A 19,246-nucleotide genomic window follows, 5' to 3' on the forward strand; every position below is an offset into this window, starting at 1 on the left:
TATGGATATAAAAGGAATTATTGAAGCTATTCGTTCTGGTGTACCAGGAATTCAGATTCTAGGGCAGGACTTCAATCGAATCGATGAAGAAATTGAGTGTGTTGCCACGCAATTGAACTTCAAAATAAAAGAGTGGAATTGGGGGTATGGTTGGGTTGATTTTAAGACCAAGAGAGCTCTGCAACCTGATCAAGAAATATCTTTATTTCAGAATCTTAAATCAATTTCTGATGACGACCCGAACAGTAGAATTTATGTCATACAGAACGTCTATTCAGCATTAAAGAACGACATTAGAGCTGCAGCTAGATTGCAACAGGAGTTATTAAGGATTAAGCGTCACTTTAAGGGGCAGGCTGCGATCTTTTTAGTATCTAAAGAGAATATAGAATCTCCAGAGCTTGCAAATCTTTTAACCTCTTTTTCATGCTCTCCTCTTTCGCTATATCAGGTGGATGAAATTTTTCACTCTCTCTTAAATGAGCATTCTATTAATATTTCTACTGCTGTGCGCAATTCTCTTAAATCCATATTTTCAGGTATGGAGAGAGACATGGTATTACAAATATTCGAAACGCTAAAAAATAAATATGAAAGCACATTTTCTCAGCAGTCTGTGAGTGACGCTTTAGCATTGAAGAAAAGAGCGTTATCTCACTCAGGATTATTGGAGTTGGTCGAGAGTAAAATTGTGATTGACCAAGTTGGAGGATTAGATCGACTCAAAAGCTGGTTGCGTAACAAAAAATACATCATTGAACACTTATCACAAGCTGAGAGCTTTGGGATTTCGCCGCCCAAAGGCGTACTTTTAGCTGGTATGCCGGGTTGTGGGAAATCAATGAGTGCAAAAGCTGCTTCCTCATTATTCAATGTCCCACTTTTTCGTTTAGATATTGGCTCATTAATGGGAAAGTTTGTTGGAGAGAGTGAATCCAACATGAAGTCTGCTCTAAAAATAGCGGAGCAAGCTAGTCCCTGTGTTTTGTGGGTTGATGAACTTGAAAAAGCGTTTTCTGGTATTAATGGAACCGGTGGGAGTGCAGATATAACCACTCGATTATTTGGCTACTTTCTAACTTGGATGCAAGAGAAGCCTGGGGCTGTATTTGTGGTGGCAACTGCCAATGACATTAGTTACATACCTTCTGAATTATTGAGGCGAGGGCGATTTGATGAAGTGTTTTACGTTAATCTACCTAGTGAGCTAGAAAGAAAGCAGATTTTCGAAGTTAAAATAAATCAACTAAACCCAACTCCTAGAGGAATTGATTTTGAAGAATTAGCTTGCTTGTCTGAGGGATTTTCTGGGGCTGATATCGAGTCTGTAATTAATGATTCGTTGGAAAACTTGTTCCGCAGTAATGAGCAAGTTCTCACCCAATCTGTCATTAAAAAGCAAATTAGTTTAATGACACCAATAAGTGCAGTTCTTGAAGAGAAAATCTCGACCTATCAAGAATTGTTTGAAAAGTTCAGCCTCAAACCTGCATCCCTGTCTGACGAAGATGTAGTGAACGTAGACGCTATGTGTGAAAGCCATGATTCGTCTGAAAGGGAAAACGCTGCGTCAAACGAATTAATTTCTCCAGAAAAATTAATTAAGTTAGTAAAAGACGATACATCTTCGGTTCGCCAAGCTGCACTAAAAAATTCTCAATGTCCAATTAAGGCCTTAATGTATGTTGTCGACAACTATGAACCTTTTGATTTTGGTAAACCGGGCTCTTGGGCTAATACGCAGATCACAAAAGATGAGTTTGAATTAGCTCTGAGACATCCAAGCTTCAGCGGAGAACACATAGTTGAACTCTTTGAACGAAAAGCTATTGATGGTCAAAAATTATTGTTACTAGCCCATAAGCTTTCTGACGAGCAACGTAATAAAACTTTAAAAACGGCAAAAGTTAAATTATCTAGCTCGATTTCATCGGCAAAGGTTCAGAATATTCATTCTATGCCTGGAGAGATTGTGAATAGTGAAGATACTCTGATTGAGATTGATAATGAAGAAGGCCATTCTCAGAGAGTAGTCGCTTCTGTACACGGCATGATATCAAAAATATACATTAAAGTAGGAGAAACCGTTAACTCTGGTGATGGATTAGCACTTTTGCTTATACCTAAAAAACAAGGAAGTCTCAGTTGAAAAAATTATTAATGACATGGTATGGAATGACCGACCTTAGGGCGTCATTGAAGTTAGAAAGCACTAAAGGACCTGTTTTGGGAGCTTTGTTATCGGAGGACTACACCGATGTTGTCATCCTTGGTTTTACGCACCCTGATAAATCAAAGTGTGACACTGAAGAATTTCAACAAAAGCTAGTAAATATTAGCGCTTTTGGAGAAGATGATTTAAGGCAGTTTATTGATTTGATCTCGAACACGACGTATGCGCATGCTCATTTCAGTGACTGGCTCAATAAGCAGCTTAAAGAAGCAGGTAAGAAGGTAGATATTAGTTTTCGTCCTGTAGTGCTGTCACACCTCAATGACACCGAAGCTATATATGAAGCCGCTACTGAATCTTTGAATGAGATTGCAGAATTTAAGGGCGATAAGCTAGTTACTCTTTATCTTAGTCCTGGTACACCTGTTATGGCTTTCGTTTGGGCTTTTGCTGCTCTCAGATATCCGACACTTAAAAAACGTCTTATTGCATCCTCGCAAATAGGTAAACCACCCGAGAAAATTAAGTTACCAAATGAATGGCTAGAATGGCACGCAAAAGCTCTCCCTGAAAAAGACAAAAACTTTGATCAGTTTGATGCAATTTTTCATCTATTTGGTGAGCAAAGAGTCCCTAGTTTACTCGGAATTAACCAGTTTCAAAGTAAAATTCATGTTTTCGTTAACTCTGCGGAGTTTCCAGCTAGTGTGATGAAGCAGTTTGTTGGTGAAAGTGATTTTTATGAACTTGCTGTTGATCCTTATGATCCTGAAGGAGTCAAAGTTGAAATACTTAATATTGTTGAAAAGCTACCTTCGAATTGCCGTATAGGCTTTAATTTAACTGGAGGTACAAAGCTGATGTATGCAGGTGCGTTAGCGGCTTGCAGAAAAGTTAACGCCATTCCATTTTACTTTGACAGTCGAAGTCATGAGACTATTTTTTTAAACGACTTTAAATCAATTCCAACTAAAACGATTAACTCTGTTGATACGTTTATTAAGTTAAATGGCTATAATCTTTGGATTTCAAAAACAGGTGACTGGGAAGGCATACCAAATGTCCACAGTTTTGAAAGAAAGCAATTAACTTTAGAGCTATGGAATGCTCGTTCAAAAATTTCAAAACTCTATAAAGAAATTGTTAAATTTAATGATTCTCCTGAACCATTTGAGATAAATAGTCATGGTGTTTATGTTCGACTGTCGAGTGATCATAAAGCAGAAATTAGGTTAAACAATAAAGCCTTTCAGTTTCATAATTGGTCTGACTTTGCTCGATACTTGTCTGGTGGTTGGTTTGAGGAATATACATATCGGCAATTAGAGCCTTTAGTTAAATTAGAGCTAATAAAAGATCTTAGGATAGGTTTGGAAGTATCTATTGATGATGAAAAAGGTTACTCATTTCTATCAGAACAACAGTTATATCAAGAGTTAGATATAACGTTTACGGATGGGAGGACACTTTATATCGTCGAATGTAAATCTGGCGGAGTGAAAAGTGAACAGGTGATGAAATTACAAAATATCGTTCGATATTTTGGTGGGATTTCTGGTCATGGAATTTTAGCTTGCTGTTTTTCTCCAAAAGACAAAGTTATTCGTAAAAAAATTGCCGACTCATACAACATACATGAAGTGACTGGTAACTCATTATCCGAGCGAGTAAAAGCAATTATTTTGAAAAATAATGAAGTGTAGTCTTATGAATAATTTAATTAATATCATTGTAGATACTTCAGGAAGTATGAATGATATGGGAAAAATTCATCTTCAACGGAATCTGTGCCGTTACGCAGATAAACTAAGAGCCATAGAATTTGAAAAATATTCAAAATTAGATATTCGCTTTTATCAATGGGCACAGAATGTTTCAGAGGTTGCTTTACAAATTGACGGAGATATTCCTGTCTTGAGTGCCAAAGGCTCCTCTAACTTATGCGAGCTTTCTGGCTTTCTCAATGAGCTTAATAAGGATAAAGAGAAAGCCAGAGTTCTCATTTTGTCTGACGGTAATTTCCCCAATTCATACATCGTAAGCTTTCAAAACCAAATGGACATATTCAGCAGCCTACTCATCCGGACTGTTGCTGTCGGCGCTGATGCTGACTTGTTAAAGTTAAAGAAAATCTCCACAAATAACACTGTTTACCTTTCGGAGAACATAGCTTCAGCGATTGAAAGTACAATCTTTGGTTCTGATGAGTCGTTGAACGTACCAATATCCACTGCCCAGATTGTGGAACCCGCACCGGCTGAAACAGAAGAGGCTGAGGAGGATTGGGATGCTTGATCAACTCTGGAACAGCTGGGGGGCCTCAGTAATCGGTCCCCTACATGTTAAAGCCGGAATTCCAAATCAGGATTCTTGGATGGCACGCCGGTATAAATGGGGGAATGTCGTTGTTGTATCGGACGGACTGGGCAGCAAGGCACATTCAGATCACGGTTCAAAAGCCGCCTGTCTGGCTGTGTTTGAGGCTGCCAAGAGCTACCAGAATACTCCCGACGCCAATATCGTTGATATTTTAAGGCTCATTCATGCCAACTGGCTTGTGAAAATAGCTCCGTACTCTTCAACAGATTGTTCGGCCACATGCCTTTTCACTATCCAGAATGAAGGAATTATTACTCTTGGACGCCTTGGTGACGGAATGATAGCCGCTATTGGAGAAACTGGTGAAAACCACCTTATCCTCAGTGACAACAAACGGGATTCCTTTTCAAACTACACAAACAGCCTTCAAAAGGAGTTTAAGCCCGAACAGTGGGAAACTGCGACGATTGAAAGTGCGATATGCAATGCAGTTGTGTTATGTACGGATGGAATATCCGATGACCTGTTACCTGAAAAACAGGAGGACTTTGCACAGGAGCTCTACTCCACTTATGCAAACTTGGAGTCGGAAGAAAGAACGAGAGATGTCAAACGCTGGCTCAATGAATGGCCGGTTCCGGCGCACTCCGATGACAAGACGATTGCTTGCTTGGTTAAGAAAGGAGGTTCCCAATGAGCCAAAGATTCGACGAGTATGTGGATGAATATCAGAATGTACATATCCTTGGCGATCAGCTTGCGCCTCCTGGTGGCCAAGGGATTGTTTACAGAACCAAAGATCCCGATTTAGCAATCAAACTTGTTATTGATTCTGAAGGTAACCCTGTTACCGATCAAAAATCAGTAGAGAAATACTCGAAACGCTTTAAGCGCGTTCGGCTTTTACCAATTCCAATGGACATGAATATAGCGCTACCAGCTGTAGTATTGGAAAACAAAGCAGGTTATGTGATGCAACTTTTGAGTGAGATGGTTCCGTTCAGTCATTTTTGGCTCGATGGCAAATCTGCAGAAAAAATTGGCTCCAACGATATCCCAGTATGGCTTTCTGAACTGCCTGAAAACGAAGCTAAAAAATTGTTCATTACTACAGAACCGGAGGGCTTAGACGCAGACTTCATGCGCTATACAAATGTGCATCATTGCTGGCTCGTCTTCATGGCAATGGTATGGTTTATGGTGATATATCTCCCAATAATATTTTTATTTCAGAAGGGCTTGATGATTCAACAGTTTGGCTGATTGATGCCGACAATATTCGATTTGAAATAACCACAGGCGGAAGTGTTGTATACACACCAAAATACGGAGCCCCCGAGCTTGTTCAGGGCAAAGACAGTGGCAGACCTTCAAGCGATTGTCATGCGTTCGCAGTCGTGGCTTTCTATCTTCTTTCGCTGATTCACCCTTTTGTAGGGAAAAAAGTGGATAGTACGGATGATGGTGACTGGGCTGATGCAGAAAATGATGGCGAGGATATTGAAGGTAAAGCTTTTGCAGGACTGTTCCCTTGGGTTGATGATCAAGATGATGATTCCAACTCTTCCGGCAGTGGCCTGCCAAGATCCCTTCTCCTTACAGAGAAACTGGCTATGTTGTTCGAGGGCACATTCGGGCTAGGTAGGACTACACCATTGCTGCGACCGACTATCTATCACTGGCCTGAAGCTCTTGCTCAAGCGGCAGATATGACCGTCACGTGCTCGGGCTGCTCAATGAGCTATTACTATGATTTCATTCACCCTGAAACAGAGGATTACAACTGCCCTTACTGTAAAACGCAGAGGCCGCAGGTGCTCATTCTTGAGTCTTACAGATGGAATGGACCCAATAAACCCTTAAACGCACCATGCTGGCGGTATGTACGTGAGATATCTCAGGGCACCGAACTCACGATTCCAAGGCGAGTCTTTGATGAGTTTGCAATGCTTGATTCTGATACAGCAGAGGTGCTCACATCTTTAAGCGATAATGGCATTCTGATTAAAAAGTCAGACCATGGACAAGTCAATTTGTCCGTTGCTGTTGGTTGTCATCCGCAAAGTGGTTTTCAAAAGCTCTATTCACAGATGAAAATAGACGGATTAACGCCGGATATTCAGTTCTGGATGTTCGCACATTTAAATAGTCCTCGGTTGGTTAAGTGCGTGATCATCGGAGGTGGCAAATGAAACTAAAAGATATAAATGCTGAAATCACCTTTGAATTATGGATGAGGTCTGAGCTGTCTGGAGAGACGCCAAACATAGGTGTTGGATATATCGCACCCAACAGTACTGGGCAGGCATACAGATTAAGAATCGATGGCCAGCAGTGGAACGTGCTGCTTCGTGATCCGTCGGCTGGGAAGGATCTGGATTTTCATTTGAAAAGAGGTTGTGCGCATCTTGCCGAGGTAATGCAGGTTGCCAAGGACGGCAGTACACTTGTTAAAATCATCTTTTTCAATGGTGAAATCGTCGAAATTGGGGATGTGGAAATCGGTATTGATGAGCACATAGAATCGACGGCTAGAAGAAATGGCATTCGCTTTAATGGTGCTGAAGGCCTGGGGAGCGTATTAAACGATAAATGCAAAATCAGTGTTGGCTGTGAAGATTTCTTTCTGCTTATGAGTGGCCCATCCGCCAATGCTGACTTTGAAACGAATCGTCCCGAGGATGAAGACTCGCCTGAATCGGGGGACGTTGTGCAGGAGAAATACCGAGAATTCTCTATCTATGGTGAGAGGGTTCGTATTCCGGTTGAAAGGCGCAATGTTGGTAAATTCAAGGACATCTATTTTGCAACTAAAGCGGTCTTTAAAGATAGTCAGAAGTGTGAAGGAACATTGCGTCTAGCAAGAGGGGGGGTTAAATTTTCTGACTACACCAAGACAGGTCAAATTCGTGCTGTAGCAGCAGGAGCGATGAGTCAGCTTACAAGGGAGGCTGGGAGCTACCTGAAACAGTGGGATGAATATGGAAATATTGAAGGTGAAATACTCTTAGCAAGAGCGAAAGTAGTAGGTCGAATAGATTATCATGGCACAGAAAAGGCAGACAAAGGAGTGAAGTTTTTTGTGTCATCCATCCCAGATCAGCTTACCGAAGGTGATGAGATAGAGCTCACCTCTGAAGAGCCTTTATATCTTCAGGATACTGATCTTACATGGGAAGCATACACCCAAGCTCTGGAAGAAGAATTTATATCCAAAAAGGATCAGAAAAAGGTTGATTCTGAAATGGCATCTTCTGTTTATGCCCCGATCCTTAAACTTTCCAAAAACAGCATCGAATTAGATTTACCGTCAATCCCGCTTGGTCCAATGTTTATGATTCTGTCCATTAATGGAAACAAAATTCAGGTAGAAAGACGAATGCGGGCTCGCTCAGCTATTCAGGAAGGACGATGTGCTAACCCTCTTCTTGGGCCATTGATTGAAGAAGGAGGTACGCTTCCAGAAATACAGCGAGTAACCAAGTTAAAGCCTTTAACGCCCTTTGTGAAAGAGAAAATTTTTAAGCATCCACCAACCGATAGGCAGATGGAGGCCATCGATGTTGCATTAAACACCCCAGATATTGCTCTTATTCAGGGGCCTCCAGGAACAGGCAAAACAACTGTAGTTACAGCCATTCTTGAAAGGCTCAATGAGGAATATGATAAAACCAAGTCGATAAGAGGTCAGATACTGGTTTCCGGTTTTCAACATGATGCAGTTGAGAATATCGTTGCAAGGCTGAGTGTTAATACCCTTCCGGCAGTTAAATTTGGCAGAAGATCCGTTGATTCGGAATTTACGGAAGATGCAGTCACTGAAAAAATTAACAAGTGGTGTTCCAAGGTCGCCGAAAATATTCGAAATAAGAATCCTCAAATTGCTCAGACTGAAGATCAGATAAGGTTGGCAGAGCTGTTTATAACATATTCAATGTGCCCTTCTAAGAACAACACAGTCAGTTTAATGAAGCGTATTCTGGTTTTGCCCAGAGACGTAATTTCTGAGGATATCACCAGTGAGGCTGAAGACATCATCAATTCGTTGCAAACGGAACTGAAGCCTAATGATCCTTCCAACCTGCGACTTGTTCGATCCCTGCGTGTCAGTGAGGAGGCCTTTGAAGACGACGGTGCCGCGAGAGCTATCGATTTGTTAGATACAATTGCAGACGGACCTTTAAACCCAGATTTATGTGTTCTTGAAAAAGCGGCCCGTTGGCAAAGTGGTAATTCACTGAGTTTTCTTCCAGAGCTCAAAGAGTTGAAAGAATCACTGCTCTATAAATATCTGCCTTCTCCCGATTTCAGGTCTGAAAAACCAAGAGAAGATGTCTTGAGGTTAGTTGCAACTGTATCTCAGCTACTGGAGAAAAAACACAATTCAATCAATAAACGTGATGCAATACTGGCTGAGTTTTTACATGAGCTAGAAGACAATCCTGATGGTATTCGTGAGGCCATAGAGGATTACAACTTTGTGTATGCTGCAACCACTCAACAGGCGGTCGGGAAAGATATTATCCGTTCAAAGAATAAAAATGTCCGATATGATCAGCGAACGGAAATGGTCAAGTACGATACGGTGATCATAGATGAGGCAGCCCGAACCAGCCCGCGAGACTTGCTTATTCCGATGTCTCAAGCGGAAAAAAGGATAATCCTTGTCGGGGATCACAGGCAGTTGCCACATTTGATTGATGAGGAGGTTGCGAGGGCTTTGGAGGGAGAGAATTCTTCCAGTCCGCCAGTTGATGCCGATTTTGTGAAGAAAAGTATGTTTGAGTACCTGTTCAACCGCCTGAAAAAACTGGAGGAGAAGGATGGTATTAAACGAACAGTGACACTGGATGCTCAGTACCGAACACATCCGCTGTTGGGAGCTTTTGCCAGCAATAATTTTTATCAGAAATATAACGAGGGTTACCGGTCTCCATTATCTGATAGTCACTTTGAGCAACGCCTTCAAGGCATAGAACACAAAGCCGCTGTCTGGATTGATGTTCCTAACAGTCAAGGGAAGGAAACTATTTTGCCCAACCGAAGCAGGCAGAGAGTATCTGAAGCAAAGGTTATAGCAGAGCATGTGAACAAATGGATTGACTCTGAAGAAGGCTCTGGGCTGAGCTTTGGTATAATCAGTTTTTATAAGGCCCAAGTTTTTGCTGTTTATGAAGCCCTCAAAAAATTCGGTATAACGGAGCGAGCACAGGATAACTCATGGCAGATCTGTCAGAGGTTCCGCTCTTTTAAAAATGGCGAAGAGAGATTCCGCATCGGTACTGTTGATGCCTTTCAGGGCATGGAGTTCGATATTGTGTTTCTTTCCATGGTGAGGTCTCAGGATATGGAGGCCTTGCCGCCTCATATACACAATGAGGAGGATTACAAAAAGAAGCTGCAAAAACTATTTGGCCATCTCATGTCGGAAAACCGCTTATGTGTGAGCATGAGTCGCCAGAAGAAGGCTTTAGTCATTGTGGGAGATAGCGCCCTAGCAAACACTCAAGTGGCTGTGGATGCAATTCCAGCTCTGAAAAATTTCTATGATTTGTGCCATGAAAAGGGGGTGATCCTATGAGTGCGCCTTCTACAAAAAAATCAGCAAAAGACCATCGTCCTAAAGTAATCAGTTTTCGCACAGGATTGGATGGATTGAACATCGCCGCCAGACAAAGTGTTCTATGGCCATGTTATGCCTTCAACATATCTATTCCGCAAAAGAAAAAGAGTGGCCTCAATGTGTTTGAAGAAACTGTCTTGAAGATAACAGAGATTGAATTCGGCGACACAGAAAAGATTGCGCTGGTCACTTGTCTGGAAAAGGAGCTGGTGGCCTTCATTCAGAATCGCCTCAACCAGCTCGGCCTTTTGAATGATCGCTATGAGTTGACTCAGCAAGGACATGAGCTTCTGAACGAGTGGCAGAATAAATCAGACGGAAATCTGGAATACACCGTGGCCACAATGTTTGTAGATCTGCTGTCCGGGAAGCTTCTTCCCTATGTCAGCACGGAGCAGTTGAACTATAAAAAAATAGAGAATCTATACTCAAAAGAGAATCCTCAGAAAAAAGGTGAGTTTGAACACTATGTAAATTTTTTCATTAACCCTACTGATGAAAAATGGATTCGTTCAATTCAGATACTCCCAGCAAAAGACTCTTTCTGGAAAACAGTTCCTGATTCCAATGAGATTATCAGAGCTATCAGGGAGTTTAAAAAAAAATATAAACGGTACGCTCTGTTGAACCAAGGTATCGCTCAGTACCCACCTCCAGTGCCAATAGCTGAAGCCATATCCTTACATGAGACTCCAGAATTGGTTTATTTGCATTGTGAAGCACTTATCCAGGTAGGCAATTCTGACCTTTTGGTGACAGATGGGTGCGGCTTTGGCTTCTCCGAGAGCTTTGCTAATTACCTTACTTCTCAGGACTGGAATTGGGTCATAGACTTGAAGAATAAAGGTGTTATCGAAAGGTTGAGCACCGAACAAATGAGTGAAGAGGCTGGGGAGGAGTCTTCGGCGGCGGATGGGGTGAAGAAATATCCACGGATAGCACGCCCACTTCAACGCGCACAAAACTATCTGTCGGGTGCTAAAAAAATTGAGGTTGATTCATCTAATACTGAGCAAGAAATTAACCGTTTGACCGGTTTGGCGGTTGTAGCCTTGTATGAGGCCATAGAATGGGCGCTACGATTTGTTGTGTCTGACAATCCTGTGAATCACTGGGAAAGACTGTTTTCATCACAGTCTTACCGAGAAAGTAACAAGATATTACACTCGTTTGCTAACAAGGTTGGGTTTGATGTTTCGGATAGAGTGAAGACCCTGCTTCAAGTTAAACCAGGCAAAGTTAGAGCCGTTGACCGTGGTGATTCTGAGATGCAGCCGCTACTGGCACTAGCAATAGCTGGGGCAATAAATGATCCCAGCCATCCGCTGAATCATCTGGCAATCGAAGACTCTGGATGCCTCTCTTTTATAAATGAGCTGAAAAAAGTCAGGGATCCTGTTTCCCATGGAAACGCAACAAATGTCGAAATTTCACTGGAAGTCATTGAATTTTATCATAATAGAGCTAATCGGCTCATCCAGTCGCTAATACCAGATATAATCGATGATGCTTATACAATTAAGACAAAGCAGAAAAGAGATATTAATCAGGTTAGATTGAAGGCTAGGATTGAACTGGACAAGTCATTGGGACTTGGGTTTGTTCAAGCTGTCCCCCCATCGTTACGGGAAGAGTTGGTCAAAGTAACGATTTTAAGCCAGAGAACGACTCTGGATAACGAGCAGTTTCAGCGCTACATAAATTTACTGGCGTCAATTGCTCAACTGTCATTGCTTGATGCCAGTAAGGAGCGAATAACATCCGACGAAAACAAAACAAACCTGAAGAATCAAGCTCTTGAAAAAATCGTTCAATCTGATTTTTATCCAGAGCTTGATTTGATACCAAAGCAAATTAGTACGGTAAATACCAATCGGCTCTATCTTGCAGTTCAAGGCTCAAGCTCAACTCTTGGAGCTCAACTTCTTGCTTTTTGTTTATTGGCATCAGAAAACGAAATGGTAGTACTCAAAAGGTCTTTGCCGAAATGTATTGAGCTTATCGCCAATTTAATAAAACTTCGTGGACACGGCAATCAACAAAAAGTTGACTTTTCAAGGGAAAACTTGGAGTCATTAAAAGTAAATGTGTTCAAATTCATCAAAATAATTATGGAAGAATTCTAGTGGGCTCTAAAAAAAATAACAGCGTTCAGTTTACTGCGGATAATGAAAAAGTAGGTCACACTGATAAAACAATGAACCTCACAGAGATTCGTCTGCTTAATAAACAGAAGGAATTGGAAGACTCTCTGACTCAAAAAGAAAGAGATATTGCCCAAAGGGAACAGGCATTAAAGGCCGCGAAAGATGCGATAGCCAAAAAAGAAGCGGAGCTGAATGACAAAAGTATTCAGCTTGAAGAAATGGAGCTTGAGGCAAAAAACGGCTTTCCCCAACTCTTTGAAGAAAAGTTCGCAGCATTCAAAAAACAATTGGAGCAGCGGGAAGCCAAGTGCATGGATGAGCTGGAATCTCTTGAAGGCGAAAAGGAAAAATTGCGGCAGAGAGAGGTGGCGGTACAAAAGGCTGAACTCCAAAGGGACAATGGGTATGCAGATGCTCGGGCAAAGCTTGATGACGAGCTTTTCAGCCTTAGGAAAGAACAGGAAAAGGAGCTGGAATCAAAACGGGCAAACGCACTGACTGCCATTGAAAAAGAACTTTCGGAGGAGAGGACATCCAGAATAGCAAGCTTGGAGAAAGAGATAGCTGATAGATTGAAAACTCATGAGGCGGCTATTCAACAGGAAAAGGATGAGCTCGAACAAAAAAGAAAAGCTTTCCTGAAGGAGCAGGCAGAGCTTGATGACCTCAAGGATGAGCTTGAGTACCAAAAGCAGCGCCTTCAATCCAGCAAAGACCGCCTTGAGGAACGAGAAATTAATTTGAACGTTGAGGTGGGTACCAAAGTTGTTGAACGGAAGCAATCTTTCGAGAATGAGAAGTCTGCGCTTAATGATGAAATTGCCCGTTTGAGAGAATCTATCAAAACGAGTAGTGCTCTAATATCAAACTTTGAAGAATTGAAGCATAAACTCGGTGATGAAGATCCAGCTACTGTTTTACTGAAACTGAAAACCCATGAAGAGGAAATTAAAAAGCTGCGCGATGACCTTGCTACACGACCAACAAAGGAGATGCAAGAAGTATTTGAACGCTTGACGTCCGAACAAACCCAACTGCAGCAGGCCTGTGAACGACTCTCTGAAGAAAATGAGGCTCTCAGAAGTTCAGCACGTGTACAGTCGGATCTTGAAATGCAGGTAGCTGAACTGACCGATAAAAACAAATCTCTACTGAGGAGGTTTGAGTCTGTTGATGCCGATAATAACCGATTAATAGAGGAACTTAAGCGTTTACAGTCCTCGTACGAACGAGAAAAGGATCGAGAGGCAAGGGTTCGGGATATTGAAACTCCATACATCCAAAAAGAATTACCTCGTGCTGTCGATAAAATTGAAGAGCTTCAATGGTTGGACGAGATCAATAAATCCTGCATCAATTATGGACTGAGATTCCCAAGGCGAATTTTACATGCATTTCACACAGCTCTAAAAACTTCAGAGTGGTCTCCAATGACTATTCTGGCTGGTGTAAGTGGAACCGGAAAATCCGAACTGCCGAGACTATATTCACATTTTGGTGGTATAAACTTTTTGAATCTGTCCGTGCAACCGAACTGGGACAGCCAAGAATCCATGCTTGGTTTCTTCAATTCTATTGATAACAAGTTTGATGCACAGCCAGTTCTGCGCCTATTGGCGCAAACACAAAACTTACCAAATGATCTGCGAGAAAAGTTTATTAAGGGGAAACTATCTGATTCCGAGAAGAAGTTAGTTTTTTCAATCATGGGTAATGTAAACCTCGAATTAGAAAAGAGTAAACTTGATGATTCATACCCTGGTCTAGGGGATGCAATGAGCCTGATATTGATGGATGAGATGAATCTTGCTCATGTCGAACTCTATTTTGCGGAATTTTTGAGCAAGCTCGAGTTGCGACGCGGCCGTAAAGGTAATGAAGTCCCCAGCCTCGAAGTTAAACTTGGTGCAGGTGTTCCACATTATGACCTGCCTCTAGGAAGAAATGTCCTCTGGGCTGGAACAATGAATCAGGACGAGACAACTAAATCCCTCTCAGACAAAGTCCTAGATCGTGGAATTGTAATCAACTTTCCTCGACCGACTACTCTAGAAAGACGACGTGAACTGAAACCTTTGAGCGACCAAGCTCCATTATTGTCTCGTAAACTGTGGGAGAGTTGGTGGCGCAGAGAAAGTAAATTCAACGATGATCAGATTTTGCCATTTAAAAGGTTTGTTGAAGAAATGAACAGTTCTCTTTCTAAAGTAGGAAGAGCACTAGGGCACAGGGTCTGGCAATCAATTGAGTACTATATGGCAAATTATCCTGACGTACTCGAAGCCCAGAGAAAAAACGACGATATAGGCTTGGCCAAAGCAATGAAGGTCGCTTTTGAGGATCAGCTTGTTCAGAAAGTCATGCCTAAACTGCGCGGCATTGAAACTCGAGGTAAATCGAAATCAGACTGTCTAGATAAAATTCGAACTCAGCTGGTTAATGACGACTATACAATAATCGATGACTTTGATTTGGCTTGTGAGTTTGGTTATGGGCAGTTTATCTGGAGTAGTGCTAATTATTTGAAAGATGACGAGCTATCAAATAATAGTAACAATTTGAAAGAAGCAAGTGTGGTTTCTCCTAAGCAAGTAGAACTTCATGATAGTTCCTCAAAGACATCAAACAACATTCCTAATGAAATCATGAAATTTGCAAGTAATAACAACAAAATGGCATGGGAGTTGACAACACACGAGATCAAGAAAGTGATGGGGTGTGATGCTAAGGCTGCAAGCTCACTAAAGAACTTGTGTAACGAGACAAAGGAATCATAGATGATGGATGATTCCTTCCAAATAGATTCTATTGAATCTGTTTACAATGGCTTGAATGATAACGGTGAGATAAAGAAACAGGTTCAATTGATGCTTTGGGTTCGCAACTGGTTGACTCAGGCATCAAGCTTCGATCCTGTTTCAGGGCATGCCCTGAATACCGACATTGTTGACTTTTTGGATGTTGTTTCGAAATTTGTGGGGAATGCCTCACCCGAGGATGAGATAAAAGACCGTATATATCGACTTGTATCGCATACGAAAGAAGCTGTTCTGGCAATTATGGAGCATACTCGGGATAAAATATTACGTGAACATGCCATGCTGCCAATACATGCGGCAAGAGAGGTTGACAGCAATAGTGTACAATGGCTTAGCCGTCAGCCGGGAAGAACACTCCGAGAGAAGCTTTCCGGCAAGCCTTATATGAAGGCTGTCAGACGGAGCAACAGTGTTGATACGGCAGAAAACCGACTTTTGAGAGCTTTTCTATTCCGGCTGGAACAAATTCTGGTTGAAAGACAGAATGTTTTATCTGTAGCGACAAAAGATAGCTGTGAGGAACTGCTTGTTTCCCTCCAGCGCTGGTTTAAAACAGAAGATGCTGCTGAAATTGGCAATTGGGGCAATCTTCCGCCCAACAACACGCTTCTTCAAGATAAGCGTTATCGAAAAGTATGGGATGCATGGCTTTGGCTTCAGTCAATAGATGAGAAGATCATAGGGGACAGTAAAAGACTACAAAGAGATATCTTAGCCGTTATCTATTGGAGTACCCTTTCCTTGCTTAACAGAAGTGGTCGCTTTCGGGCTGCTCAGCAACCAATTGTTCTAGATTATGATGATTTTTCTCTAGCCCCCCAATTACCCGTTCGGGGGTATTTGTTCCCTTTAAGTGACTCAAAGAGTAAAGGGAAGATAAAGTTCATCAAGCCTGATAAATTATTCGGATTTATCACTTCTGAAGATGGCTCAGATTTATTTTTTCACAAAAACAATTTATCTAGAAAATTAGATATTTGCTCACTAACCGCGGGAGATGAAGTTTCCTTTATTATTGGGAACAACCAGCAGGGCGAATGTGCAGACGACATAACCCTTCCCGCAGGAATTATCTTTGTAGATTTCAATTTGAAAGAGGATAAATGGACGATAACGGTCGGTTCGGATAAGTATTTATTACAGGTTGTCTCAGGGAGTCTACTTATTGAGAAAACTCAGGACGTAAAAAAGATATTAAAAATAGAATCCTCGACTCTCAAAGGTATCCCTAATGAAATATTGTCATTCGTAATGGATTCTCAGCTTGAGTACTCTGATTCGATTAATTCTCAAAGTGGTCCAATATGGGTGGAAAGCTCTGTTGTAGATCTGTGCTCTATCCGTCCTAGGTTCACGAATAATACTGGATCTCAGACACATTTGCCGTTCAGATTGCTTCAGCAGCACTGGCCTTTAAAAATTAATGGAGAGCTGGAAATAGACTGCGGTTATGCAAAATCAATCGTACTGCATTCCGATATTGAAACGGTCAGCATGAGAAGCCTCTTTTCACATAGCTCAACACTACCCGATGCTACTAAAAGCAGTGCATCGATGTTTTTTACTAAAAAGTTAAGTGACTATATCAAGGCAGACAAATTGACCTATCTAGTTCCTGATTGGGGGAATGACTTCGCTCTGGAAGGAATTAGAAGAAGCATCAATTTTTATTTCAATGAGGCGACACCGCTTCCCAAAAGCATAGCCACTATCTTTGCATGGCAATCATCGAAGAAATTTGTACAGGACAGAGTTCGAGAGAAAGATTTTGTGCTGGTAGTTGATTCATTTGACGGCGGAATTTCAATAACCCCAGTTAAAGCAATATATCAAAAAGAGCTGCATGAAATATTACCTGAGACACAAGGCATTAGCTGGGAAAGACATCCTACGGTTATAGTGCCAAATAAAAGCATTCATGATGCAGTGGTTCGTAACCTTGCCAGTAATGGTTGCCAGACACCTCAAGAACTATTCGATTTGTTCGGTTTCGATGGTTTAGCGAGTGATGCAGGGAAAACTTCGTTTGTGAACGATAATGACTGGTATCACTTACCTAGTTCTATTCGGGAGATCCTGACACAAGGTTTAGAACTCAACCTACTATCAAACAAAGTTATCCAAGACAGCCTGAACTATACAAAGGGGAATTGTCGGGGAGTTGGTGTCTTTATCCTGCCTCTTGAGGATATAATCAGAAAACCTAATGTACGAATGGGCTACAAATGGCTGGGGTCCGCATGGTCACCAATTAAAGGCTGTCAGACTTTAAACAGATGGCAGGACGAAGTTGATGACATTGCCCTTTGGTGTGATCATTTGCCAGAGCTATCGGTCAGAATTGTACGTGATGGGCACTTTGAAAATTTCTATCTAGTAAAAGATGCAACAGTAACATCGCAAAGTGGAAGAACTGTGAATATCCCGCTAGAAGAGTTATTTACTCTTCCTGCCGGACAGACGCATTATAGTTTTCCTCTACAGCAGGGAAAAGGCAATGAAGAGCTACAGTTTGTTGCATACCTGAAATCGCCTGCATTACCTTTAAAGAAAGACACAGTCTGCAAACTAAAGATGACTTATACATATGGAGCGGATGAACCATATGAACTGAAATTCATACCGTTGGATTCTGCGGAAGCAGGTTTTAAATCTATTCGAGTTGAATGGCGCTCGGTATCAGAAGGTAAGGAAACTGTTCTTGAGAACTTACCAGTTCCAGATTTCCCAAACCGAAAAAGCTGGCTTGATTTTCAGAAGTTTCCTAAACCTAAAGAAGACGGTAAAAAGTTCTCTGACCTTCTGGGCTGGTTAGAAAAAGAAATGGAGCAAGTTTCAAATATTTTCGACTTCCTTGAAGGGAATAGAAGCACTCGAATCTATGATGATGACGTTGTTGAACATTGGGAATGGAAAGAGGATCGCAATGGGAAACAGTTTTGTGTTTTGAGATATGATTTCGGAGATGCTTTCTTTCACGAAAGCAACTTCGAGCAGTTTGATCCTGAGGCTGATGAAATTTCATTTGACCTTGAAGAGCAACGGAGCCGTGAAGGTTATGTTGCCCGTAACATCACATTGGGTAAGTCCGTTTCGAAAAGAACCGTAGAGCACTTTAGAAAAAGTCTCCGATTCCCAGCATTAACCATCTGGAATCATGACCACTCCCTTTCAGATTCAGATGTGCCTGAGCATTTTAGAAAAGCGATATTCAAAGGCACTAAAAACATCATATCAATAATTGAGTCAGAAATTATGCCGGACACCCTTAAAGAGGAGCTTTTCTTCTTTCTGTGTTGTCTTCATAAGGATGCCCCTGAGATTGTTTATTCAAGACTCCTTGAAGCTGTGAAAGATAATACACTTTTAAAAAATTACAGAAGGCAAATTGCTCTCGCTATTGGTAATGCAGAAATGTCATGGCAACAAGAGTTGTTAGCGAGTGTTATAAACCCCATTGATAATAAAGGGCTAACCATATCAATTACCATGGAAATTTTATCTATAGCTCTTTGGCGTTCTCGTGCATTGATAAACAAGTTCTCCTACAAGGAATTAGAAAAACTAAATAAAGATCTATATTGTTGCTTAGAGTTCGATATCAAAAACATAATGATTGAAGCCAAAGGCCACCGTCATTGTCGTCGAATTGAAACACTTTGTAGGCATCTAGAAGCTCTTCTTGCTTTTTTAAGAACTCGTGAAAATGATGATGAAGAAATTAGAAGAATAATGACTCCAGACAGGAAGCTAACGAAAAAGTACGTGAAATTGATAGATGATTTTTCAAAAATAGTCAAAGAAAATAATATCTTGCTTAATTCCCGTATCAATTTACAAGTAGATAAGCCTGAAATATTTAGTAATTCACCGGATTTACTCTATGCATTAAGAATGTTTCTGACAGGTGAGAAAGGTGCAAATTCTATTTCAATCACTTCAATTCAGGATGATTAAAGTATTATTTCTAGTGGTCGCTTAAATTGGCGGCCTCTGCCTATTACGTGAAGTACACTTAAGCCTTTATAACGTAGTCGTTGTCACGAAATGGTCACGTTTTGGTCACAGTGAAGGAGTAAGTGTCAAATTATGAGGAGATGATAAACACAGTTAGGACAGATAAAATTTAAAAAGTCCTTAAAAAACAAAAGCCTCGCATTGCTGC

Annotated in this window: 10 protein-coding genes; all 10 read left to right on the plus strand. The window is 41.3% G+C overall.

Translation table 11 applies throughout. The annotated features are described in order from the left end of the window. Position 1: 1 nt before the first annotated feature. Genes E2H97_RS03675 through E2H97_RS03720 form a run of 10 tightly spaced genes read left to right on the plus strand, consistent with a single transcriptional unit; the run spans position 2 to position 19,038 of the window. Positions 2–2,149, plus strand: a complete 2,148-nt coding sequence (locus E2H97_RS03675) for an AAA family ATPase (protein WP_133405880.1) — start codon at positions 2–4, stop codon at positions 2,147–2,149. Next, positions 2,146–3,876, plus strand: coding sequence for a Card1-like endonuclease domain-containing protein (locus E2H97_RS03680; RefSeq protein WP_133405881.1), 1,731 nt, complete (start codon positions 2,146–2,148; stop codon positions 3,874–3,876). Before E2H97_RS03675 ends, E2H97_RS03680 begins: the two co-directional genes overlap by 4 nt. A 4-nt stretch (positions 3,877–3,880) precedes the next feature. Further along, positions 3,881–4,468 carry a VWA domain-containing protein gene (locus E2H97_RS03685; protein WP_133405882.1) on the plus strand — a complete coding sequence of 196 codons (588 nt, stop codon included), beginning with the start codon at positions 3,881–3,883 and terminating at the stop codon, positions 4,466–4,468. Continuing rightward, positions 4,461–5,189 carry a PP2C family serine/threonine-protein phosphatase gene (locus E2H97_RS03690; protein ID WP_133405883.1) on the plus strand — a complete coding sequence of 243 codons (729 nt, stop codon included), beginning with the start codon at positions 4,461–4,463 and terminating at the stop codon, positions 5,187–5,189. The genes E2H97_RS03685 and E2H97_RS03690 overlap by 8 nt, the downstream gene beginning before the upstream one ends. Beyond that, positions 5,186–5,755 (plus strand): hypothetical protein, encoded by a 570-nt coding sequence (locus tag E2H97_RS18915; protein ID WP_218938232.1) that lies wholly within the window; start codon positions 5,186–5,188, stop codon positions 5,753–5,755. Before E2H97_RS03690 ends, E2H97_RS18915 begins: the two co-directional genes overlap by 4 nt. Next, on the plus strand, positions 5,683–6,684 hold the full coding sequence (locus E2H97_RS03695; RefSeq protein ID WP_246029052.1) for a hypothetical protein: 1,002 nt from the start codon (positions 5,683–5,685) through the stop codon (positions 6,682–6,684). Before E2H97_RS18915 ends, E2H97_RS03695 begins: the two co-directional genes overlap by 73 nt. Continuing rightward, positions 6,681–10,073 carry a DEAD/DEAH box helicase gene (locus E2H97_RS03700; protein ID WP_133405884.1) on the plus strand — a complete coding sequence of 1,131 codons (3,393 nt, stop codon included), beginning with the start codon at positions 6,681–6,683 and terminating at the stop codon, positions 10,071–10,073. Before E2H97_RS03695 ends, E2H97_RS03700 begins: the two co-directional genes overlap by 4 nt. Then, a complete protein-coding gene (locus E2H97_RS03705; protein ID WP_133405885.1) occupies positions 10,070–12,241 on the plus strand; it encodes a hypothetical protein in 2,172 nt (723 codons plus the stop codon). The genes E2H97_RS03700 and E2H97_RS03705 overlap by 4 nt, the downstream gene beginning before the upstream one ends. After that, positions 12,241–15,039: a chromosome partitioning protein ParA gene (locus tag E2H97_RS18920; protein WP_218938234.1), complete on the plus strand. Its 2,799-nt coding sequence runs from the start codon at positions 12,241–12,243 to the stop codon at positions 15,037–15,039. Before E2H97_RS03705 ends, E2H97_RS18920 begins: the two co-directional genes overlap by 1 nt. Then, on the plus strand, positions 15,040–19,038 hold the full coding sequence (locus E2H97_RS03720) for a DUF2357 domain-containing protein (RefSeq protein ID WP_218938235.1): 3,999 nt from the start codon (positions 15,040–15,042) through the stop codon (positions 19,036–19,038). Positions 19,039–19,246: the final 208 nt, after the last annotated feature.

This window comes from Parashewanella tropica (assembly GCF_004358445.1).
Lineage (GTDB): Bacteria > Pseudomonadota > Gammaproteobacteria > Enterobacterales > Shewanellaceae > Parashewanella > Parashewanella tropica.